Origin of the sequence: Caldimonas mangrovi, from assembly GCF_023721835.1 — a bacterium.
Taxonomy (GTDB): domain Bacteria; phylum Pseudomonadota; class Gammaproteobacteria; order Burkholderiales; family Burkholderiaceae_C; genus Caldimonas; species Caldimonas mangrovi.
Window position 1 is genome coordinate 263,581 of sequence record NZ_JAMKFE010000006.1, and the last position, 21,777, is coordinate 285,357.

15 protein-coding genes are annotated in these 21,777 nt (G+C 66.4%); 8 read left to right on the forward strand and 7 right to left on the reverse strand.

The annotated features are described in order from the left end of the window. The first annotated feature begins 11 nt into the window (after positions 1 to 11). From M8A51_RS12475 to M8A51_RS12490, 4 genes are all read left to right on the forward strand, one after another. Positions 12 to 1,292, forward strand: a complete 1,281-nt coding sequence (locus M8A51_RS12475) for a nucleotide sugar dehydrogenase (protein WP_251778787.1) — start codon at positions 12 to 14, stop codon at positions 1,290 to 1,292. Beyond that, the gene (locus tag M8A51_RS12480) at positions 1,292 to 2,323 is read left to right on the forward strand and encodes an SDR family oxidoreductase (RefSeq protein ID WP_251778788.1); all 1,032 of its coding nucleotides are present in this window, start codon (positions 1,292 to 1,294) and stop codon (positions 2,321 to 2,323) included. Before M8A51_RS12475 ends, M8A51_RS12480 begins: the two co-directional genes overlap by 1 nt. A gap of 117 nt (positions 2,324 to 2,440) precedes the next feature. Continuing rightward, the gene (locus tag M8A51_RS12485) at positions 2,441 to 3,280 is read left to right on the forward strand and encodes an N-formylglutamate amidohydrolase (protein ID WP_251778789.1); all 840 of its coding nucleotides are present in this window, start codon (positions 2,441 to 2,443) and stop codon (positions 3,278 to 3,280) included. Between the two features lies 1 nt (position 3,281). Continuing rightward, a complete protein-coding gene (locus M8A51_RS12490) occupies positions 3,282 to 4,406 on the forward strand; it encodes an NAD(P)/FAD-dependent oxidoreductase (protein WP_251778790.1) in 1,125 nt (374 codons plus the stop codon). Positions 4,407 to 4,410: 4 nt separating this feature from the next. On the opposite strand, the gene M8A51_RS12495 is transcribed toward M8A51_RS12490, so the two are convergent. After that, complete coding sequence (locus M8A51_RS12495) at positions 4,411 to 5,445, reverse strand: quinone-dependent dihydroorotate dehydrogenase (protein WP_251778791.1); 1,035 nt, start codon at positions 5,443 to 5,445, stop codon at positions 4,411 to 4,413. A gap of 59 nt (positions 5,446 to 5,504) precedes the next feature. Here M8A51_RS12495 and rpiA point away from each other — a divergent pair, with 59 nt between their 5' ends. After that, complete coding sequence (rpiA, locus tag M8A51_RS12500) at positions 5,505 to 6,164, forward strand: ribose-5-phosphate isomerase RpiA (protein ID WP_251778792.1); 660 nt, start codon at positions 5,505 to 5,507, stop codon at positions 6,162 to 6,164. Between the two features lie 55 nt (positions 6,165 to 6,219). Here rpiA and M8A51_RS12505 read toward each other — a convergent pair whose 3' ends face one another. From M8A51_RS12505 to M8A51_RS12525, 5 genes are all read right to left on the reverse strand, one after another. Continuing rightward, on the reverse strand, positions 6,220 to 6,858 hold the full coding sequence (locus M8A51_RS12505) for a glutaredoxin family protein (RefSeq protein WP_251778793.1): 639 nt from the start codon (positions 6,856 to 6,858) through the stop codon (positions 6,220 to 6,222). Positions 6,859 to 6,893: 35 nt separating this feature from the next. Continuing rightward, positions 6,894 to 8,936, reverse strand: a complete 2,043-nt coding sequence (locus tag M8A51_RS12510) for a M3 family metallopeptidase (RefSeq protein WP_251778794.1) — start codon at positions 8,934 to 8,936, stop codon at positions 6,894 to 6,896. Next, entirely contained in the window at positions 8,933 to 9,784 is an 852-nt protein-coding gene (gene folD, locus M8A51_RS12515; RefSeq protein ID WP_251778795.1) for a bifunctional methylenetetrahydrofolate dehydrogenase/methenyltetrahydrofolate cyclohydrolase FolD, read from the reverse strand. The genes M8A51_RS12510 and folD overlap by 4 nt, the downstream gene beginning before the upstream one ends. A gap of 73 nt (positions 9,785 to 9,857) precedes the next feature. Further along, positions 9,858 to 10,481: a response regulator transcription factor gene (locus M8A51_RS12520; RefSeq protein WP_251778796.1), complete on the reverse strand. Its 624-nt coding sequence runs from the start codon at positions 10,479 to 10,481 to the stop codon at positions 9,858 to 9,860. Positions 10,482 to 10,491: 10 nt separating this feature from the next. Further along, complete coding sequence (locus M8A51_RS12525; protein ID WP_259371963.1) at positions 10,492 to 13,032, reverse strand: PAS domain S-box protein; 2,541 nt, start codon at positions 13,030 to 13,032, stop codon at positions 10,492 to 10,494. A gap of 188 nt (positions 13,033 to 13,220) precedes the next feature. Here M8A51_RS12525 and aceE point away from each other — a divergent pair, with 188 nt between their 5' ends. The 3 genes from aceE to lpdA are packed head-to-tail and all read left to right on the forward strand — an operon-like array spanning position 13,221 to position 19,395. Next, positions 13,221 to 15,926: a pyruvate dehydrogenase (acetyl-transferring), homodimeric type gene (gene aceE / locus M8A51_RS12530; RefSeq protein ID WP_251778798.1), complete on the forward strand. Its 2,706-nt coding sequence runs from the start codon at positions 13,221 to 13,223 to the stop codon at positions 15,924 to 15,926. An 18-nt stretch (positions 15,927 to 15,944) separates the two neighbouring features. Further along, a complete protein-coding gene (aceF, locus tag M8A51_RS12535; RefSeq protein ID WP_251778799.1) occupies positions 15,945 to 17,600 on the forward strand; it encodes a dihydrolipoyllysine-residue acetyltransferase in 1,656 nt (551 codons plus the stop codon). A 10-nt stretch (positions 17,601 to 17,610) separates the two neighbouring features. Next, complete coding sequence (gene lpdA / locus M8A51_RS12540; RefSeq protein WP_251778800.1) at positions 17,611 to 19,395, forward strand: dihydrolipoyl dehydrogenase; 1,785 nt, start codon at positions 17,611 to 17,613, stop codon at positions 19,393 to 19,395. Between the two features lie 58 nt (positions 19,396 to 19,453). Here lpdA and M8A51_RS12545 read toward each other — a convergent pair whose 3' ends face one another. Continuing rightward, complete coding sequence (locus tag M8A51_RS12545) at positions 19,454 to 21,583, reverse strand: sodium-translocating pyrophosphatase (protein ID WP_251778801.1); 2,130 nt, start codon at positions 21,581 to 21,583, stop codon at positions 19,454 to 19,456. Positions 21,584 to 21,777: the final 194 nt, after the last annotated feature.

The window sequence follows — 21,777 nt, forward strand, 5'->3', positions numbered from 1 at the left end:
CGGGAGAACTCATGAAAACCGTTGCTGTTGTCGGCCTCGGCTATGTCGGCTTGCCGCTGGCCGTCGAATTCGGCAAGAAGTTCCGCACCATCGGGCTGGACCTGTCCGAGGAGAAGATCGAGGCCTATCGACGCCACGTCGACCCGACCGGCGAGGTCAGCACGGACGAACTCAAGGCGGCCCGTCTGCTCGAGCCGACCACCGACGCCGCCGCGCTGAAGGAGGCCGATTTCGTCGTCGTGGCCGTGCCGACGCCCGTCGACGACGCTCACATTCCCGACTTCTCCCCGCTTGTCGGCGCCAGCACGGCCGTGGGGCGCAACCTGAAGCCCGGCGCGATCGTGGTGTTCGAATCCACCGTCTACCCGGGCGCCACCGAAGAGGTCTGCATCCCGATCATCGAACGCGAATCGGGCCAGAAGTGGAAGCAGGGCTTTTTCGTCGGCTACTCTCCGGAGCGCATCAACCCCGGCGACAAGCAGCACACGCTGACGACGATCGTCAAGGTGGTTTCCGGCGACACACCGGACACGCTCGACCAGGTGGCCGAGATGTACGGCGCCGTCGTGACGGCCGGTGTCTACAAGGCCAGCAGCATCAAGGTCGCCGAGGCGGCCAAGGTGATCGAGAACACCCAGCGCGACCTCAACATTGCGCTCGTCAATGAACTGGCGCTGATCTTCCACCGCATCGGCATCGACACCCTCGAAGTGCTGCAGGCCGCCGGCACCAAGTGGAACTTCCTGCCGTTCCGGCCGGGCCTGGTCGGTGGGCACTGCATCGGCGTCGACCCCTACTACCTGACGCACAAGGCCGAGCGCCTGGGCTACAACCCGCAGGTCATCCTGGCCGGGCGCCGCATCAACGACGGCATGGGCAAGTACATCGCCGAACAGACCGTCAAGCAGATGATCCAGGACGGCAGCCCGGTCAAGGGCGCCCATGTCATCGTGCTGGGCCTGACCTTCAAGGAAAACTGCCCCGACCTGCGCAATTCCCGCGTGATCGACGTGATCCGCGAGCTGGAGAGCTACGGCGTGACCGTGCATGTGCACGACCCGCTGGCGTCGCCTCAGGAAGCGTGGCATGAATACGGCGTCGAACTGGTGCAGTGGGAGCATCTGCCGCGCGCCAATGCGATCGTCGCGGCGGTGCCGCACAAGAACCTGCTCGACCGCAGCATTGACGAGTACGTGGCCAAGCTCGCGCATGGCGGCCTGTTCGTCGACGTGAAGTGCACGGCCGACGCACCCGCGTTGCGGGCCCGCGGCATCAACGTGTGGCGGCTGTGATGTTGCAGGAAGTCCTCGACTCACTCGGTTCGCAGCGGCGTCGCTGGCTGGTCACCGGCAGCGCCGGTTTCATCGGCTCGCACCTGCTCGAGACGCTGCTGCGCGCCGGCCAGCAGGTCACCAGCCTCGACAATTTCTCGACCGGCCACCGCTCCAATCTCGACGATGTCCGTGCGCTGGTCGGCGAGCAGGCGTGGGCGTCGCACCATTTCATCGAAGGTGACATCGCCGACCCGGACACCTGCCGGCGCGCCTGCGAGGGCGTCGACGTGGTGCTGCACCAGGCGGCGCTCGGCTCGGTGCCTCGGTCGATCAAGGACCCGCTGGCCACCCATCGCTCGAACGCGACTGGATTCCTGAACATGCTGTTCGCCGCCTGCGACGCGAACGTCAAGCGCTTCGTCTATGCCGCGTCGAGCTCCACCTACGGTGACTCTCCCACGCTGCCCAAGGTCGAAGACAAGATCGGCCGGCCGTTGTCGCCCTATGCGGTGACGAAGTACGTGAACGAGCTCTACGCCGACGTGTTCGGCCGCTGCTACGGCATCGAGACCGTCGGGCTGCGTTACTTCAATGTCTTCGGGCCGCGCCAGGACCCGAACGGCGCTTATGCCGCGGTGATCCCGCGCTGGGTGGCCGAGATGCTGCGCGGCAAGCGCTGTGTGATCAACGGCGACGGCGAGACCTCGCGCGACTTCTGCTACGTCGCGAACGCGGTGCAGGCCAACCTGCGCGCCGGCCTGACCGACAACCCGGAAGCCGTGCACCAGGTCTACAACGTCGCGGTGGGCGATCGGACCACGCTCAACCAGCTGCACGAGTCGATCGCCGCGGCGCTCGGCGGCCTGCGCGCCGATCTGCGCATTCAGACACCGGAATACGCCGACTTCCGGCCGGGCGACGTCCGCCATTCGCTCGCCGACGTGAGCAAGGCGCGCCGTCTGCTCGGCTACGTGCCGACGCATAACGTCGGCGCCGGCCTGCGCGAAGCCATCGGTTGGTACGTCAGCCGCGCGGTCCAGCCCGCCTGAGTGTGGGTCGGCCCTGGCCTCCAGCCCGCTTCGGCGGGCTTTTCCATTCCTGGCGGGCAGGTCATGCGGGCCACCCGCAGCGTGTGCGAAACGCGCATGCACCACAATGGGTGGACCATGCGATACGTAACCTGCCACCCCGGCACCACGGCGCTGGTGCTCGATTCCCCGCACAGCGGAACCTGGTACCCCGACGACTTCCAGCATGCCTGCGACCTGGCCGTGCTCCGGCGCGCCGAGGACACGCACGTCGACAAGCTCTACGACTTCGCGCCCGGGCTGGGCGCGGCCTGGGTCGAAGCGCATTTCCCGCGCAGCTATCTCGACGCCAACCGCGACCTGACGGAGCTCGACATCAGCCTGCTCGACGCGGCCTGGCCCGACCCCGTGGAGGAGGGCGCAAAGGTGCGCCTGGGCAAGGGCCTGGTCTGGCGCCTGACCGACGACGGCGTCGCGTTGTACGACCGCAAGCTCAGCGTCGCCGAGGTGCGGCAGCGCATCGAGCGTTGCTGGCGTCCGTATCATGAAGCGGTGGCCACGGCGATCGGCGCGGCCCACGCGCGACACGGGTACTCGATCCACGTCAACTGCCATTCGATGCCCGCGGTCGCGGCATCGCACGCGACGGAGTTTCCCGGCCTCGTGCATGCCGATTTCGTGATCGGAGACCGCGACGGCACCACGGCCGACCCGGCCATCGGCCGATGGATGGCGCGCTTCCTCGAACAGCGCGGCTACACCGTCAGCCTGAACCACCCCTACAAGGGGGTCGAGCTGGTGCGGCGCTACGGCGACCCCACCGCCCAACGGCATTCGATCCAGCTGGAGATCAACCGCCGGCTCTACATGGACGAGGCCAGTCTTGAACTGCACGAAGGCTACGACCGACTGAAGCCGCACCTGCGTGAACTGGTCGAGCAGCTGATCGGCCTCGACCCGCGTCACGTCCGGATCTGAGATGGAGCGGGTTGAGGCCGTCGTTGTCGGCGCGGGCGTGGTCGGGCTGGCGGTCGCCCGTGCGCTGGCGCAGCGCGGGCTGGAAACCATCGTTCTCGAAAGCGAAGCTGCCATCGGCACAGGGACCAGTTCGCGCAATAGCGAGGTGATCCACGCCGGGCTGTACTACCCGCAGGGTTCGTGGAAGGCGCGCTTGTGCGTACAGGGCAGGAACAGGCTGTATCCATACGCGGCAGAACGTGGCATCGAGCACCGTCGCTGCGGCAAGCTGGTGGTTGCCACGAGCGAGGCACAGCTGGCCGCGCTGCATGGCGTCGTCGATGCGGCCGCACGCAATGGGGTCACCGACCTGCAATGGCTCGACGCGCACCAGGCGCGGGTGTTGGAGCCGCGGCTGGCATGCGTGGCGGCGGTGTTGTCGCCGTCGACCGGCGTGATCGACAGCCACGGCTACATGCTTGCCTTGCAGGCTGATCTGGAAGCGGCCGGCGGTGCGGTCGCTTTTGCCTCCCCGGTCGCGGAGGTGCAGTGCCGATCGCAAGGCCACGTGGTCAGCGTTGGCGGCGCGTCCCCCATGACGCTGGAAGCCGGTGTCTTGGTCAACGCCGCAGGTTTGTGGGCACCGTCCCTTGCCGCTCGGTTCCAGGGCTTGGCGCCACAGCATGTCCCGAGCGCCCATTTCGCCAAAGGCAGCTACTACGCCCTCAGCGGCCGTGCGCCATTCTCGCGGTTGATCTACCCGGTGCCAGAGGCGGCCGGGCTCGGGGTGCACCTCACCCTGGACCTGGGCGGGCAGGCGCGTTTCGGCCCGGATGTCGAATGGATCGTGCCGGACGCACAGGGGCGACTCGACTATCGCGTCGATCCCATGCGGGCCGACAGCTTCTATGCCGAGATACGCCGCTACTGGCCCGAACTGCCGGACGGCTCGCTGCGCCCCGCGTACAGCGGCGTGCGCCCGAAGCTCCAGGCACCCGGCGAGCCTGCGCGCGACTTCTGGCTGCAAGGGCCGGCCGAACACGGGCTTGCGGGCTTGGTGAACCTGTTCGGCATCGAGTCGCCCGGCCTGACCGCGGCCCTTGCGCTGGCAGACGTGGCGGCGGACCTCGCATTGCCGACGCGCTGAACGTTCAACCTTTCAGCGCCAGCGCTGCTTCGCGCACGAGCGCCGGGCCGCGGTAGATCAGCCCCGTGTAGATCTGCACCAGGTCGGCCCCTGCCGCCAGCTTCGTGCGTGCGTCTTCCCCGCTCATCACGCCGCCGACCCCGATGATCGGGTAGCCGGGACCGAGCGTGGCGCGCAGCAGGCGGATCACGCGATTGCTGGCCTCGAACACCGGGCGGCCGCTCAGGCCACCGATTTCATCGCCATGCGGCAGATGCTTGACCGCGTCGCGGGCGATCGTCGTGTTGGTCGCGATCACGCCGTCGATGCGGTGCTTCTTCAGGGTCGCGGCGATCACGCCGACCTGCGCGTCGTCGAGGTCAGGAGCGATCTTCACGAACACCGGCACCCGACGGCTGTGCGTCGCGGCCAGTTGTTCGCGCCGCTCCTGAACGGCCCCGAGCAGTGCGTCGAGCGCCTCGTCCGACTGCAACGCGCGCAGGTTCTTGGTGTTGGGAGACGAGATGTTCACCGTCACGTAGTCGGCGTGCGGGTAGACGCCGTCGAGGCAGATCAGGTAGTCGTCCACGGCGCGTTCGATCGGCGTCGCGGCGTTCTTGCCGATGTTCAGGCCCAGCACGCCGCCTTGCTGGCGAAAGCGGGCGGTGCGCACATTGGCGACGAAGGCGTCGAGTCCGTCGTTGTTGAAGCCCAGGCGGTTGATCAGCGCGTCGGCCTCCGGCAGCCGGAACATGCGGGGTTTCGGGTTGCCCGGTTGGGCCTTCGGCGTCACGGTGCCGACCTCGATGAAGCCGAAGCCCATCGACGCCAGGCCGTCGATGCAGCGGCCGTTCTTGTCCAGCCCGGCCGCCAGGCCGATCCGGTTCGGAAAGCGCAGGCCGGCGACGGTGACCGGGTCGTCCACCCGGGTTTCGCCGTACAGGCAGGCCAGCGGGGTGCGTTGAACTCGGGCGAGCGTGCCGAGCGTCAGCTCGTGGGCGGCTTCCGCGTCGAGGCCGAAAAGGAAAGGGCGGGCAAGGGCGTAGGGCAGGATCGACATAAGGCGTCTTGGATAATCGCCGGATTGTCTCAAACGGGCCGGCGCGCCGGCACCTCTTCATGACCCAAGACGAACTCAAGGCCCTGGTGGGGCGCGCGGCGATCGATCACGTGGTGCCCGGCTCGGTGGTCGGTGTCGGCACCGGCTCGACCGTCAACTGCTTCATCGACGAACTGGCAAAGATCAAGGATCGCATCGCCGGCGCCGTTTCCAGCTCGCTGAAGAGCACCGAGCGACTGCAGGCGCTCGGCATCCCGGTGCTGGACTCGAACAGCGTGGAGCGGCTGCCGGTCTACATCGACGGGGCCGACGAGATCGATCGCGCCGGCTGCATGATCAAGGGTGGCGGCGCGGCGCTGACGCGCGAGAAGATCGTCGCGGACATCGCTGAGCGCTTTGTCTGCATCGCCGATGCGTCGAAGCTGGTCGACACCCTGGGACGTTTCCCGCTGCCGGTCGAGGTGATACCGATGGCCAGCAGCCAGATCGCGCGCAAGTTCGAGGCGATGGGAGGAAATCCGTCGCTGCGCAACGGCGTGATCACCGACAACGGCAACCTGATTCTCGACGTGCACGGGCTTGCGATCACCGATCCGGCTGCCCTGGAAGCGGAGATCAATCAGTGGCCGGGGGTGGTGACCTGCGGCATCTTCGCGCGCAACAAGGCCGCCGTGTGTCTGCTCGGCACCGCAGATGGCGTTCGCACCCTTGCCTGGTAGCCCGGCATGCTGAAACACAAGAGCCGCCCGAAGGCGGCTCTTGCGCATGCTGTGCTCAGAACTTGAAACCCGGGGGCGCGTTGCCCGCAGGAGGCAGTGGTGCTGCGGTGGCAGGCGACGGGGTCGCTTGCGGTGCGGTGGCCGGCTGTTGTGCAGCCGGCGCCGGCTGCGCCGCGACCATCGGCGTGGCAGGCGCGTAGGTGTAGGTGCTGGGGAGGCGCGATTGCTTGGGGTAGCCGGCGGCGTCGAGGTAAGACGACCACTCGGTCGACGAGAAACCGCGCACCTGCTGGCCGCCGACTTGCATCATCGGCAGCTCGTTGCCGCCGGTCAGCTGAGTGTAGGCCTGCGAGTCCTGTTGCGTCGTGACCGTGCGCTCGGCGTGGGGGATACCGCGCTGGCGCAGCATCGAACGGGCCGCGTCGCAGGCTTGGCAATTGGCGGTGGTGTACAGCGTGACCGGGTAGCGCGAGGCGATTTGGCGCAACTCGAAAGGCAGCGGCTGCGCTTCGCTGCCGGTGCCGCCGGAGGGCGACAGGGGCTGCGCACGGCCTTGCTCGGTCGGCGGCCGATCGGTGTAGGTGACCTTGCCGTCCGGGCCGACCACCTTGTACAGCGCCTGCACGGGCAGGCTGGCCCCCAGCGCCAGCAGGCTCAAACATGTGGGCAGCGCCCAGCGCGCGATGTGCTTCATCCCGGTCCCTCTGTCGGTGCAAGGCTCAGATGCTATCAGGCCATGCCCTCGTGTCGCAGCAGCGCATCGATGCGTGGTTCACGGCCACGGAAGGCTTTGAAGCTTTCTTCGGCCGGCCGGCTGCCGCCGGCTTCCAGGATCTCCTGCCGGTAGCGGCGGCCGGTCTCGATATTCAGCACGCCGGCCTCCTCGAACGCGCTGTAAGCGTCGGCTGACAGCACCTCGGCCCACTTGTAGCTGTAATAGCCTGCCGCATAGCCCCCGGCGAAGACGTGCGAGAAACTGTGCTGCATGCGGTTGAACGCCGGCGGCATCAGCACGGCAATCTCGCCGCGCACATCGTCGAGGATCTGCTGGACGCGCGATTCGCTGCCCGGTTCGGCATGCAGCCGCATGTCGAACAGCGAGAACTCGATCTGGCGCAGCGTCTGCATGCCGCTCTGGAAGTTCTTCGCGGCGAGCATCTTGTCGAACAACTCGCGCGGCAGCGGCTCGCCCGTGTCGACATGAGCGGTCATGTGCTTCAGCACGTCCCATTCCCAGCAAAAGTTCTCCATGAACTGGCTGGGCAGCTCGACCGCGTCCCACTCGACCCCTGAAATACCGGCCACGCCGATTTCGTCGACCTGCGTCAGCAGGTGGTGCAAACCGTGGCCGAACTCATGGAACAGCGTCGTGACGTTGTCGTGCGTCAGCAGCGCCGGCTTGCCGTTGACGCCCTCGGCGAAGTTGCACACCAGGTGCGCCACCGGTGTCTGCAGCCGGCCTTCGGGCCGGGCCCAGCGGCCGCGCACGTCGTCCATCCACGCGCCCGAGCGCTTGCCGGCGCGGGCGTACGGGTCGAGGTAGAACTGGCCGACCAACCGGCCACTGCGCTCGATGCGGAAGAAGCGCACGCTCGGGTGCCACACCGGGGCCTGATCGGGGCGGATCGACACCTCGAACAGCGTCTCGACGATCTTGAACAGGCCTTCGAGCACCTTGGGCTCGGTGAAGTACTGCTTGACCTCCTGGTCGCTGAAGGCATAGCGGCGCTCCTTGAGCTTTTCCGACACGTAGGCCAGGTCCCAGGCCGCCAACTCGTCCATGCCCAGCTCGGCGCGTGCGAATGTGCGCAGTTCGGCCAGGTCCTTCTCGGCGTACGGGCGAGCCCGGCGCGCCAGGTCGCGCAGGAAATCCATCACCTGCTCGGGCGATTCGGCCATCTTGGGCACCAGCGACACCTGCGCGAAGTTGCGGTAGCCGAGCAGTTGTGCCTCTTCCTGGCGCAGCGCCAGCAGCTCGGCCATCACCCACGAGTTGTCGTGTTCGGGCTGGCCCAGTTCGGATGCACGCGTGACATAGGCGGTGTAGAGCGTTTCGCGCAGCGGCCGGTGGCTGCCGTACTGCATCACGGGAAAGTAGCTGGGGAACTGCAGCGTGATCTTGTAGCCGTCCTTGCCGTCGCGAAGCGCGGCTGCCCGGGCGGCCTCCTTGGCGTCGTCAGGCACACCGGCCAGTTCCTCTTCGGTCGCAAAGTAGCTGTAGCCGTCGGTCGCATCGAGCACGTGCTCCGAGAACTTCTGCGACAGCTCAGCCTGGCGTTCCTGGATCTGCGCGAAGCGCTCCTTCGCCGCGCCTTGCAGCTCGGCGCCGGACAATACGAAGTCGCGCATCGCGTTGGCGAGCACCTTCTGCCGCGCTCGAGGCTGATCCTTCACGTCGGGGCGCGCCGCCACCGCCTTGTACTTGGCGTACAGCCGCTCGTCGGCACCCAGCCGGGTGTAGAACTCGGTGATCTTCGGCAGGTTTTCGTTGAAGGCGGCGCGCAGCGCCGGGCTGTCGGCCACCGAATTGAGGTGGCCCACGGTGCCCCAGGCGCGGCCCAGCCGCTCGGTGGCGACGTCGAGCACCGCGGAGATCGCGTCGTAGTCGGCGGGCACGGTGTCGCCGACCACCTGTTCGAGCGCCGCCTCGGCGCCTTTCAGCAACTCGTCGATCGCCGGGCTGACATGCTCGGGCCGAACGTCGGCGAATCGAGGCAGGTCAGAGAAGTCGAGCAGGGGATTCGGGTCGAGCGACGTGGTCATGGGGCTCATCTGGCGGCGCGTTCCGCCGATTCAATGGTGTTGACCAGCAGCATTGTGATCGTCATCGGCCCCACCCCGCCCGGAACAGGGGTGATGGCGGATGCGACTTTCGACACGCCTTCGAAGTCCACGTCGCCGCACAGCTTGCCCGCGTCGTTGCGGTTCATGCCGACATCGATCACCACCGCGCCGGGCTTGACCATCGCGGCCGTCAGCATGTTGCGCTTGCCGACCGCGGCGACGACGATGTCGGCCTGCCGCGTGAAGTGGGCGAGGTCGGGCGTGGCGCTGTGGCATACCGTGACCGTGGCGCTGGCCTGCAGCAGCAGCATCGCCATCGGCTTGCCGACGATGTTGGAGCGGCCGATGACGACCGCGTGCTTGCCCTTCGGGTCGCAGCCGATCGACTCCAGCAGCTTCATGCAGCCGTAGGGCGTGCAGGGTTTGAAGCCCGGCTGGCCGACCATCAGCGCGCCGGCGCTGGCGACGTGGAAGCCGTCGACATCCTTCAACGGCGAGATCGTCTCGATCACCTTGTGGCTGTCGATGTGGGCGGGAAGCGGCAACTGCACCAGGATGCCGTGTATGGCCGGATCCTCGTTCAGTGCCTCGACGCGGGCCAGCAACTCGGCCTCGGTCAGGGTGGCCGGATACTGCTCGAGCACCGAGTGCAGGCCGTTCTCCTGGCAGGCCTTGACCTTGTTGCGCACGTAGACCTGCGAGGCCGGGTTGTCGCCGACCAGCACCACCGCGAGGCCGGGTTTGAGGCCGCGCGCGGTCAGGGCGGCAGCGCGCTCGGCCACCTCGGCTCGGATCTGTTGGGACACGGCGAGGCCGTCGATGATGCGTGCTGTCATGGCGGAATCCGGAGCGAGGTTCTGGAAATGAAAAAGGCCGCTTGGCAAAGCGGCCCTGGGGTCGGATTTGAGTTCAGGCCTTGGCCTGCGCCCCGAGGGCGATCTTGAGCAGGTCGGCCACGGTATTGGCGTTGAGTTTTTCCATGATGTTGGCGCGGTGGGCCTCCACCGTCTTGATGCTGATGCCCAGATCGTCGGCGATCTGCTTGTTCAGGCGGCCGGCGACGATGCGGTCGAGGACCTGGGCCTCGCGCGTGGTCAGGCGCGACAGTAGCGCGTCGCGGCTGGCGGCTTCCTGCTGTTGCGAGAACAGCGAGCGGGCCTGGTCGAGCATGCGCTCGACGAGCGAGACGAGTTCGTCTTCCTTGAAGGGTTTTTCGATGAAGTCCATCGCGCCCTTCTTCATCGTGCTGACCGCCATCGGCACGTCGCCGTGGCCGGTGATGAAGACGATCGGCAGCGGGGACTTGCGCTCCAGCAGGCGGTCCTGCAGCTCCAGCCCGCTCATGCCGTCCATGCGGATGTCGGCAATCAGGCACGCCACTTCACGGGGATCGAAGCGCGAGAGAAAGGACTCCGACGAGTCGAAACACTTGACCCGGTAGTCCTTGCCTTCCAGCAGCCATTGCAGCGAGTCGCGCACTGCCTCGTCGTCGTCGACGACATAGACGGTGCCTTTCTTGGGGATCAAGCTCATGGGCGGGTTCTCAGTGATGGGAGAGTGTGGCGGTGTCCACCGGCAACGTGAACGAGAACCGGCAACCGACCACGCTCGGGCCATTGTATAAGTTCTCGGCACGTATCCGGCCGCGGTGAGACTCGATGATCGAGCGGCACAGGCTCAGGCCGATGCCCAGTCCGTCCGCCTTGGTCGAGAAGAAGGCTTCGTACATGCGCCCCAGCACTTCTTCCTTCAGGCCGGGCCCGTTGTCGGTCACGCTGAACTCGATCACGCCGCCTTCTTCCGGCGTGTGCCGCGGGATCACACGCAGTTCGATGTTGCGGCGCGATGGGGCCAGCTTGGCGTTGTCGATCGCCTCGGCCGCGTTCTTCAGCAGGTTCAGCAGCACCTGCTCGATCAGGATCGGGTCGACCATCAGCGACGGCAGGCGTTGCGCAACATAGGTATGGATCCCGACGTTGCGGCGGCGCAGCTCGATCATCGCCAGTTCGACCGCGTCCTCGACGATTTCGCGCGCCTGCGCCGCCTGACGCTGCGGTTCACTGCGCTTCACGAAGGCCCGGATGCGATGGATGATCTGCCCGGCGCGCTGGGCCTGCTTCGAGGTCTTCTCGAGTGCGACCAGCATGTCCTCGGTCGAGATCGTGCCGGCCTTGACACGCGAGATGATGCCGTTGCTGTAGTTGGTGATCGCGGTCAGCGGCTGGTTCAGCTCGTGCGCGACCGACGACGCCATCTCTCCCATCGTCACCAGCCGGCTCGTCACCTGGGCCTTCTCGGCTTGCTGCGCCGCCTGTTCTTCGGCACGGCGGCGGGCGGTGATGTCGGTCGCGATCAGCATCTGGGCCAGACGCCCGTCGGTCCACTGCAGGTAGCGGGCCCGGACGTCGAACCATTTGTCGAGCGACTCGATGTAGACCTCGCGCGGGTCGGAGCCGGTTTCGGTCAACTCCTGCGTCGGCAGGCCGCTCAGGTTGTCGACGCTGTCATCATGATCGGGCAGCGTCACGTCCACTTCGGTCGGGTGCTCGCCGGCAAGCAGGGCGTGGCCCCGCGCGTCGGCGCCGAACCACAGTCTGTAGGAGCGGTTGGCGAACAGCAGCTCGCCCTGCTGCACCGACAGCACCGAGACGGCGGCATCCAACCCCTCCAGCACCGTGGTGAATCGCTCGTGCGAGGCCGACAGCTGGTCGCGGATGCGTTTGGCCTCGGTGATGTTGGTCATCGAGGTCATCCAGCCGGTCTGGTTGCCCTTGGCGTCGACCAGCGGCGAAACGTACATGCGGGCGTCGAACTGCGTACCGTCCTTGCGCATCACCTTCACTTCGATACCGCCGGCCGGGCTGCGGCCCTGCAGTTCCTGCTCGAACAGGCGCCGGTTCTCTTCCATCCGGTCGGGCGGCCAGTGCGGGAAGGGCGGCAGCTTGCCGATCAGCTCGGTTTCGGAGAAGCCCGTCATCGAGCAGTAGGCCGCATTGACATAGGTGATGCGGCCTTCCAGGTCCATCGCCCGCATGCCGGTCAGCATGGAGTTTTCCATCGCGCGACGGAAGTTGGTCTCGGCCACCAGCGCACTTTGCACCTGCAGGCGTCGACGCATGTGGCGCCAGGTGCCGAGCAGCATCCAGACGGTCAGCGCGCTCAGCGCCGCCACCATCCAGAACAGCGTGTTGCTGATCAGGCCGATCGAGGTGCGGTAACCGAGGCCGCGCAGGATCAGCCCGTTGCCGACCGGCGCGACGGGGATGTCGTGAAAGATCGACGGCCGCTCGCCGTTTTTGGCGCTCACCCGCGAGATCGTGCTCGCCAGCACCCGGTCATTGGGGTCCAGCAGCATGATCCCGTGCCGGTTGGACACTTCCGTCGGCACGAAGTAGCGCACCAACGCCTCGACCGAGTATTCGGCGACGACCGTGCCGACGAACGCGCTGCGATCGATCAATGGCACCTGCACCTGGAACACGTGCAGCCCGTTGGACGTGGCGTAGGTCCGGGAGTAGACCGGCTGGCGCAGGTCGCGAGCCGCTTCGAAGGCCCACTCCGGCTCGCTTTTCGTCACTTTGGGACCGGATGCCGCCGATGCCGCGGCTTCCGCCGGCTCGGCGTAGCGGCTGCCGTTGAACGTGTGACTGGGCGACAGGTAGCTGACGCGTCGCGAGCGATCGGCGCCGAGCCATGTCAGGCTGACGACCTCCGGGCGTTCGCGGGCGAACGTGGTGGCCTGGCCGACGAATTCGTCCTGATCGATCGCCCGTGTCGTGATCTCGCGCGCCACCCGCACGAGCTGTTCCTGGTTCTCGATCAGGCGGAGCCGGATCTGCTGTTGCGCTACTTCGGTGTCGCGCTTGACCGACTCGTGCTCGCGCTCCAGTTCCTCGATCCGCAAGTACCAGAAGGCCGCAATGATGGCCGCGAGGAACAGCAGGACGGACACCAACGGGCCCAGCGTGGCAAAGCGGTCTTGCCGGGCCGGCGACTGTCTGCGCCACCACTTCCCGAACAGCCGACGCGGTCTTGGTGGCAATTCGTGGGTACTGGAACGAAACTCGCTCGGTATGGTGGGCATAGGGCCGGAATTATCCCGCGTGCGGCGCCGGTGCCGGAGGGAATTCCGGCATGCAGGCCGCCCCGGCGCGCCGAAATTGACAGACCCCTTAATAATTCATAATGTGAAAATGATTCGCACTATTTGAAAAACGGCGGGTCGTATGCCACACTGGCGCCCGCAGTTTCACACCCATGCGAGGAGACCCCATGTCTGCAGTGCCGGATTCGTTCCCGGGCGCGGCGGCCAACGATGCCGATGCCCAAGAAACCCGTGAATGGCTGGACGCGTTGTCCGCCGTCATCGAAAGTGAAGGCCGCGAGCGCGGCCACTTCCTGCTGGAGCAGCTGCTCGAGCATGCGCGCCAATCGGGCATCGACATGCCGTTTTCGGCCACGACGGGTTACATCAACACGATCGAGCCGGAAGACGAGGAACGCTGCCCCGGCAACCTCGACATCGAGGAGCGCCTGCGTGCTTACATGCGGTGGAACGCGATGGCCATGGTGGTTCGCGCCAACCGCCTGCACCCGGCCGATGGCGGCGACCTGGGGGGGCACATCTCGTCGTTCGCATCGGTGGCGACGATGTTCGGCGCCGGCTTCAACCACTTCTGGCACGCCGAGCACGAAGGCCATGGCGGCGACCTGCTCTATATACAAGGGCATTCGTCGCCGGGCATCTACGCACGTGCCTACATGGAAGGCCGCATCACCGAGGAGCAGTTGAACAACTTCCGCCAGGAAGTGGACGGCAAGGGCTTGTCGAGCTACCCCCACCCCAAGCTGATGCCCGAGTTCTGGCAGTTCCCGACCGTCTCGATGGGGTTGGGCCCGCTGATGGCCATCTACCAGGCACGCTTCCTGAAGTATCTGCATGCCCGTGGCATCGCCGACACCAGCAACCGCAAGGTCTGGGTGTTCTGCGGCGACGGCGAGATGGACGAACCCGAATCGCTGGGAGCGATCGGACTGGCCGCGCGCGAGAAACTCGACAACCTGATTTTCGTCGTCAACTGCAACCTCCAGCGGCTGGACGGGCCGGTGCGCGGCAACGGCAAGATCGTGCAGGAGCTCGAAGGCGAGTTCCGTGGGGCCGGCTGGAACGTCATCAAGCTGCTGTGGGGCAGCTACTGGGACCCGCTGCTGGCGCGCGACAAGGAAGGCATCCTGCGCAAGATCATGATGGACATGGTCGACGGCGACTACCAGGCCTGCAAGGCCAACGACGGCGCCTTCGTGCGCAAGACCTTCTTCGGCCGCCATCCCAAGGCGCTGGAGATGGTCGCGAAGCTGAGCGACGACGACATCTGGCGCCTGCAACGCGGCGGGCACGACCCGCAGAAGGTCTACGCCGCCTACCACCGCGCGGTGAACCACAAGGACCAGCCGACCGTCTTGCTGATCAAGACCGTCAAGGGCTTCGGCATGGGCAAGAGCGGTGAGGGCAAGAACACCGCGCACCAGACCAAGAAGCTGACCGACGACGACATCCGCACGTTCCGTGACCGCTTCAACATCCCCGTCCCCGACGACAAGATTGCGGACGTGCCGTTCTACAAGCCGGCCGACGACACGCCCGAGATGCGCTACCTGCACGAGCGCCGCAAGGCCCTGGGCGGCTACCTGCCGAAGCGGCGCGCGAAAGCCGACGAGCAGTTGCCGGTGCCCGACCTGAGCGCGTTCCAGGCGGTGCTGGAGCCGACCGCTGAAGGCCGCGAGATCTCTACCACGCAGGCCTACGTGCGCTTCCTGACGGCGCTGTTGCGCGACAAGACCATCGGACCGCGCGTCGTGCCGATTCTTGTCGACGAGGCGCGTACCTTCGGCATGGAAGGACTGTTCCGGCAGATCGGCATCTACAACCCGGAGGGGCAGAAGTACACGCCGGTCGACAAGGATCAGGTCATGTACTACAAGGAAGACAAGGCCGGCCAGATCCTGCAGGAAGGCATCAACGAAGCGGGCGGCATGAGCTCGTGGATCGCCGCGGCGACGTCGTACTCGACGAACAACCGCATCATGATCCCGTTCTATGTCTACTACTCGATGTTCGGCTTCCAGCGTATCGGTGACCTGGCATGGGCTGCCGGCGATATGCAGGCGCGCGGGTTCCTGCTCGGCGGCACCTCGGGGCGCACCACGCTGAACGGCGAAGGCCTGCAGCACGAGGACGGCCACAGCCACATCCTGGCCGGCACGATCCCGAACTGCATCACCTACGACCCGACCTTCGCGCACGAAGTGGCGGTGATCATGCAGCACGGCCTGAAGCGCATGGTCGAGAAGCAGGAGAACGTTTACTACTACCTCACCCTGCTGAACGAGAACTACGCGCACCCCGGCCTGAAGCCCGGTACCGAAGAGCAGATCATCAAGGGCATGTACCTGCTCGAAGAGGGCGCGACGAAGACGTTGCGCGTCAACCTGCTCGGCTCCGGCACCATCCTGCGCGAGTCGATGTTCGCGAAAGAACTGCTCGAGAAGGACTGGGGCGTGGCGGCCAACGTGTGGAGCTGCCCCAGCTTCAACGAACTCGCGCGCGACGGCCAGGACTGCGAGCGCTGGAATCTGTTGCACCCGGTCGAGACGCCGAAAGTGCCATTCGTCGCCCAGCAGCTCGAAAAGCACAAGGGCCCGGTCATCGCCTCCACCGACTACATGAAGAACTACGCGGAGCAGATCCGCGCTTTCGTGCCCAAGGGGCGCACCTACAAGGTGCTGGGTACCGACGGCTTCGGTCGCAGCGACTTCCGCTCGAAGCTGCGCGAGCACTTCGAAGTCAACCGCCACTACATCGTGGTCGCGGCGCTGAAGGCGCTGGCCGAGGAAGGCTCCGTGCCGATGGCCAAGGTGGCGGAAGCCATCCAGAAGTACGGGATCAACGCCGACAAGATCAACCCGCTTTACGCATAAAACCGACGGGGACAAGCAATGGCATTGGTGGAAGTGAAGGTCCCCGACATCGGGGACTTCAAGGATGTCGAAGTGATCGAGGTGCTGATCAAGCCGGGCGACACGGTCAAGGCGGAGCAAAGCCTGGTCACGGTCGAGAGCGACAAGGCCTCGATGGAGATCCCTTCATCGCACGCGGGTGTGGTGAAGGAGTTGAAGGTCAAGCTCGGCGACAAGATCAGCGAAGGCAGCTTGCTGCTATTGCTGGAAAGCGAGGGCGCGGGCGACGCTGCAGCGGCGGCTCCTGCTCCGGCAGCACCAGTGCCGGCCCCGGCACCTGCGGCAAGCCCCGCTCCTGCGTCGGCAGCGTCGGGCGGTCCGGTCGATGTGATCGTGCCGGATATCGGCGACTTCGACGAAGTCGCGGTGATCGAGGTGCTGGTCAAGGCCGGCGACACCGTGAAGGCCGAGCAATCGCTGATCACCGTCGAGTCCGACAAGGCCTCGATGGAGATTCCTTCGTCGCATGCCGGGGTCGTCAAGGCGCTGAAGGTCAAGGTGGGTGACAAGGTGTCCAAGGGCAGCCTGATCGCCGTGGTCGAAGCGTCCGGTGGGACGCCCGCTACCGCGCCGGCACCGGCCGCGCCAGCAGCGCCGGCTCCGGCCATGGTGGCCGCTTCGGCCGAATTGGCGAGCCCGCCTGTCGAGCGCACGCCGCCTACGGCGGCGTTGCCGGCCCATGAGCCCACCGCGAACAAGGGCAAGCTGCCCCATGCATCGCCCAGCATCCGCAAGTTGGCGCGTGAGCTGGGCGTACCGCTGGACGAGGTGCAGGGCACCGGCCTGAAGGGCCGCGTCACCCAGGACGACGTGCGCAATTTCGTCAAGGGCGTGATGAGCGGCCAGGTCAGGACGCAGGCACAGAAGGCCGCTGCGCCCGCCGCAGCGGCCGGCGGCGCCTTGCCGGGCCTGCTGCCGTGGCCGCAGGTCGACTTCGCGAAGTTCGGCCCGGTCGAGCGCCGCGACCTGTCGCGCATCAAGAAGATCAGCGGGGCGAACCTGCACCGCAACTGGGTGATGATCCCGCACGTCACCAACCACGAGGATGCGGACATCACCGAGCTCGAAGCCTTCCGCGTGACCCTGAACAAGGAGTACGAGAAGTCGGGCGTCAAGGTCACGATGCTGGCCTTCCTGATCAAGGCGTGCGTGGCAGCGCTGAAGAAGTTCCCGGACTTCAACGCCTCGCTCGACGGCGATACGTTGGTGCTGAAGCAGTACTTCCACATCGGCTTTGCGGCAGACACGCCCAACGGGCTGGTGGTGCCGGTGATCAAGGATGCCGACAAGAAGGGCCTCGTGCAGATCGCCAAGGAGATGAGCGAGCTGGCCGCCAAGGCGCGCGACGGCAAGCTGGGCCCGGCCGACATGACCGGCGGCTGCTTCTCGATCTCGTCGCTCGGCGGCATCGGCGGCACCTACTTCACGCCCATCATCAACGCGCCTGAAGTGGCCATCCTGGGGGTGTGCAAGTCGTCGATGAAGCCGGTGTGGGACGGCAAGGCTTTCCAGCCGCGGCTGATCCTGCCGCTCAGCTTGAGCTGGGACCACCGCGTGATCGACGGTGCTTCCGCCGCGCGCTTCAACACCTACCTGGCCAACGTGCTGGCGGACTTCCGCCGCGTGATGCTGTAAGGAGCGCTTCGTGGCAGTGATCGATATCAAGGTACCCGACATCGGCGACTTCAAGGACGTCGGCGTCATCGAAGTGCTCGTCAAGCCGGGCGAGGCCGTAAAGGCCGAGCAATCGCTGATCACCGTCGAGTCGGACAAGGCGTCGATGGAGATTCCGTCGTCGGCCGCCGGCGTCGTGAAAGAAGTGAGGGTCAAGGTCGGCGACACAGTCAACCAGGGGACAGTGATCCTGACGCTTGATTCGGAAAGCACACCGGCAGCCGGGCCTGCTGCAGCTCCCGCCGCGTCGGCGCCGGCCTCTGCGCCTGCGCCTGCGCCCGCGACCGCGCCTGCTCCGGCTGCGGCACGTTATGGCGGGGCGGCCGACCTCGAATGCGACATGCTGGTGCTCGGCGCGGGCCCAGGCGGATACTCGGCGGCCTTCCGCGCGGCCGACCTCGGCATGAAAGTGGTGCTGATCGAGCGCTATGCAACGCTGGGCGGTGTGTGCCTGAACGTGGGCTGCATTCCGTCGAAAGCGCTGTTGCACGTCGCCGCGGTGATGGACGAGGTCAAGCACTTCGCCGATCTCGGTGTCGCCTTCGGTGCCCCCAGCGTCGATCTCGACAAGCTGCGCGCGCACAAGGGCAAGGTGGTCGGCAAGCTGACCGGCGGTCTGTCGGCGATGGCCAAGATGCGCAAGGTCACGGTGGTACGCGGCTACGGCAGCTTCCTCGACCCGCACCACGTGCAGGTCGAGGAAACCACCGGCGACGGCCAGCAGAAGACCGGCAAGGCGCAGACCATCAGGTTCAAGCAGGCCATCATCGCGGCCGGCTCACAGGCGGTGCGCCTGCCGTTCCTGCCGCAGGACGACCGTATCGTCGATTCCACCGGCGCGCTGCAGTTGCGCGGCACCCCGAAGCGCATGTTGATCGTCGGCGGCGGCATCATCGGTCTGGAGATGGGTACCGTCTACTCGACGCTCGGCTCAAGGCTCGACGTGGTCGAGATGCTCGACGGCCTGATGCAGGGCGCCGACCGCGACCTCGTGCGGGTGTGGCAGAAGATGAACGCCCCCCGCTTCGACAACATCATGCTGAAGACCAAGACGGTCGGCGCCGAGGCCACCAAGGACGGCATCCTCGTCAAGTTCGAAGGCGAGGGCGCGCCGAAAGAGCCGCAGCTGTACGACCTGGTGCTGCAGGCGGTGGGGCGCGTGCCCAACGGCAAGAAGATCGGTGCCGACAAGGCGGGCGTGACCGTGAGCGATCGCGGCTTCATCCCGGTCGATGTGCAGATGCGCACCAACGTGCCGCACATCTTCGCGATCGGCGACATCGTCGGCCAGCCGATGCTGGCGCACAAGGCCGTGCACGAAGCGCATGTCGCGGCCGAAGCGGCGGCCGGCGAGAAAGTGGCCTTCGATGCGCGCGTGATCCCCAGCGTGGCGTACACCGACCCGGAAGTGGCCTGGGTGGGACTCACCGAAGACCAGGCCAAGGCCGAAGGCCGCAAGGTCAAGAAGGGCTTGTTCCCTTGGACGGCGTCGGGGCGTGCGATTGCCAATGGACGCGACGAGGGGTTCACCAAGCTGCTGTTCGACGAGGAGACCCATCAAATCGTCGGCGGCGGCATCGTCGGCACGCATGCGGGCGACATGATCGGCGAGGTGGCGCTGGCGATCGAGATGGGAGCCGACGAGGTCGACATCGGCAAGACCATCCATCCGCACCCGACGCTGGGCGAGAGCATCGGCATGGCGGCCGAGATCGCGCACGGCACCTGTACCGACGTGCCACCGCCACGCAAGTAGCAGCGCCGCCAGCAAGAAAAACGCCCGCATCGGCGGGCGTTTTCATTTTCCTGCGGCGTCAGCGCGAGGCCGGGGCCTGCACCACGACCGGCGCCGGCTGTGCCGCCGGCGCGTCGGCCCGGGTCGCCGCCGTCCCCGGCAGCAGCGGCACGATCAGCAGGGCCACGATGTTGATGATCTTGATCAGCGGGTTCACGGCCGGGCCGGCCGTGTCCTTGTAGGGATCGCCGACCGTGTCACCGGTCACAGCGGCCTTGTGCGCTTCGCTGCCCTTGCCGCCATGGTGGCCCTCCTCGATGTATTTTTTGGCGTTGTCCCAGGCACCGCCTCCGGTACACATCGAGATCGCGACGAACAGGCCGGTGACGATGGTGCCCATCAGCAGGCCGCCCAGGGCGGCGGGCCCGAGCAGCAGCCCGACCAGGATCGGCACCACCACCGGCAGCAGCGACGGAATCACCATCTCCTTGATGGCGGCCGTCGTCAGCATGTCGACTGCCGTGCCGTACTCGGGCTTGCCGGTGCCTTCCATGATGCCGGGGATGGTCTTGAACTGCCGGCGCACTTCCTCGACCACGCTGCCCGCTGCTCGGCCCACGGCTTCCATGGCCATGGCGCCGAACAGATAGGGGATCAGGCCGCCGATGAACAGGCCGACGATCACCTCGTGGTTGGACAGGTCGAAGCTGATGCTCATGCCTCGCGCTTCGAGCGCGTGCGTGTAGTCGGCGAACAGCACCAACGCCGCCAGGCCGGCAGATCCGATCGCGTAGCCCTTGGTGACGGCCTTGGTGGTGTTGCCCACGGCGTCCAGCGGGTCGGTGATGTCGCGGACGCTGTCCGGCAGTTCCGCCATCTCGGCGATGCCGCCCGCGTTGTCGGTGATCGGGCCGTACGCGTCGAGCGCGACCACGATGCCGGCCAGGCTCAGCATCGATGTGGCCGCCACGGCAATGCCGTACAGGCCTGCCAGCCAGAACGAGACGAGGATGGCGGCGCAGACGAAAAGCACCGGCCAGGCGGTGGACTTCATGCTGACGCCCAGGCCGGCGATGATGTTGGTGCCGTGTCCGGTGGTCGACGCCTGCGCGATGTGCTTGACCGGGCTGTAGTCGGTGCCGGTATAGAACTCGGTGATCCACACCAGCAGCGCGGTCAGTACCAAGCCGACGACGGCGGCGCCGAACAGGCGCAGCTGCGTGCCGCTCGCGTAGATCGCATCGTCGGGCATGACCCAGGTGGTGATGAAGTAAAAACCCACCAGGGCAATCACGCCGGCGACGATCAGCCCCTTGTACAGCGCCGGCATCACGTTGCGCATGCCGGGCGAGGCCTTCACCACGCTGCAACCGATGATGGAGGCGATGATCGAGAAGCCGCCGAGCGCCAGCGGATACAAGGCCGCCGCCCCGGGGGCGGCGGTGACCATGAGCGCACCGAGCACCATGGTGGCGATGAGCGTCACCGCGTAGGTCTCGAACAGGTCAGCCGCCATGCCGGCGCAGTCGCCGACGTTGTCGCCGACGTTGTCGGCGATCACAGCCGGGTTGCGCGGGTCGTCTTCGGGGATGCCCGCTTCCACCTTGCCGACCAGGTCGGCCCCGACGTCGGCGCCCTTCGTGAAGATGCCGCCACCCAGGCGCGCGAAGATGGAAATCAGCGAAGCGCCGAAGGCCAGTCCCAGCAGCGGCTTGAGCTGAGTGGCGAGGTCGGAGACCGGCGTGGTCTGGCCGTTGGCCGTCAGGAACCAGTAGAAGATGCCCACGCCCAGCAGGCCCAGGCCGACGACCAGCATGCCGGTAATGGCCCCCCCCTTGAAAGCGACGTTCAACGCTTCATTGATGCCCTTGGTGGCCGCCTGCGCCGTGCGCACGTTGGCGCGCACCGAGACGTTCATGCCGATGAAACCGCAGGCGCCCGAGAGCACCGCGCCGACGACGAAGGCGACCGCGGTGGTCGTGTCGATGAAGATCCCGATCAGCACGGTCAGCACCACGCCGACGATGGCAATGGTCTTGTATTGCCGGGCCAGGTAGGCCGCCGCGCCTTGCTGGATGGCCGCGGCGATCTCCTGCATGCGGGCGTTGCCCGCTTCTTGTTTGAGGATCCAGCTGCGCGACACGAAGCCGTACAGCACGGCGGCAAGGCCGCACGCAAGCGCAAAGTAAAGCGCCAAAGATTGGGACATGAGGCGGTCTCCTTCCTCGAGATGATCCGAAAGTGAATCGACGCGCTCGGGTCTTGGTGCCCGAATCGCCGGTGCATGCTACGGGATGCCTCATGGTGCCGCAATCGCGCGGTACCTGTGTTTACGCGCAGTTGCCGCGTTGCCTCGAGGGCCCCTCGTGTCAGGGCCTCGCAAGGCCAGCCGGTACACTTCGG

Coding starts and splice junctions, on each gene's coding strand:
- folD (WP_251778795.1), bottom strand. CDS start 9,784: ATGACAGCACGCATCATCGACGGCCTCGCCGTGTCCCAACAGATCCGA.
- M8A51_RS12510 (WP_251778794.1), bottom strand. CDS start 8,936: ATGAGCCCCATGACCACGTCGCTCGACCCGAATCCCCTGCTCGACTTC.
- M8A51_RS12525 (WP_259371963.1), bottom strand. CDS start 13,032: ATGCCCACCATACCGAGCGAGTTTCGTTCCAGTACCCACGAATTGCCA.
- M8A51_RS12520 (WP_251778796.1), bottom strand. CDS start 10,481: ATGAGCTTGATCCCCAAGAAAGGCACCGTCTATGTCGTCGACGACGAC.
- rpiA (WP_251778792.1), top strand. CDS start 5,505: ATGACCCAAGACGAACTCAAGGCCCTGGTGGGGCGCGCGGCGATCGAT.
- aceF (WP_251778799.1), top strand. CDS start 15,945: ATGGCATTGGTGGAAGTGAAGGTCCCCGACATCGGGGACTTCAAGGAT.
- M8A51_RS12505 (WP_251778793.1), bottom strand. CDS start 6,858: ATGAAGCACATCGCGCGCTGGGCGCTGCCCACATGTTTGAGCCTGCTG.
- M8A51_RS12485 (WP_251778789.1), top strand. CDS start 2,441: ATGCGATACGTAACCTGCCACCCCGGCACCACGGCGCTGGTGCTCGAT.
- M8A51_RS12490 (WP_251778790.1), top strand. CDS start 3,282: ATGGAGCGGGTTGAGGCCGTCGTTGTCGGCGCGGGCGTGGTCGGGCTG.
- aceE (WP_251778798.1), top strand. CDS start 13,221: ATGTCTGCAGTGCCGGATTCGTTCCCGGGCGCGGCGGCCAACGATGCC.
- M8A51_RS12480 (WP_251778788.1), top strand. CDS start 1,292: ATGTTGCAGGAAGTCCTCGACTCACTCGGTTCGCAGCGGCGTCGCTGG.
- M8A51_RS12495 (WP_251778791.1), bottom strand. CDS start 5,445: ATGTCGATCCTGCCCTACGCCCTTGCCCGCCCTTTCCTTTTCGGCCTC.
- M8A51_RS12475 (WP_251778787.1), top strand. CDS start 12: ATGAAAACCGTTGCTGTTGTCGGCCTCGGCTATGTCGGCTTGCCGCTG.
- M8A51_RS12545 (WP_251778801.1), bottom strand. CDS start 21,583: ATGTCCCAATCTTTGGCGCTTTACTTTGCGCTTGCGTGCGGCCTTGCC.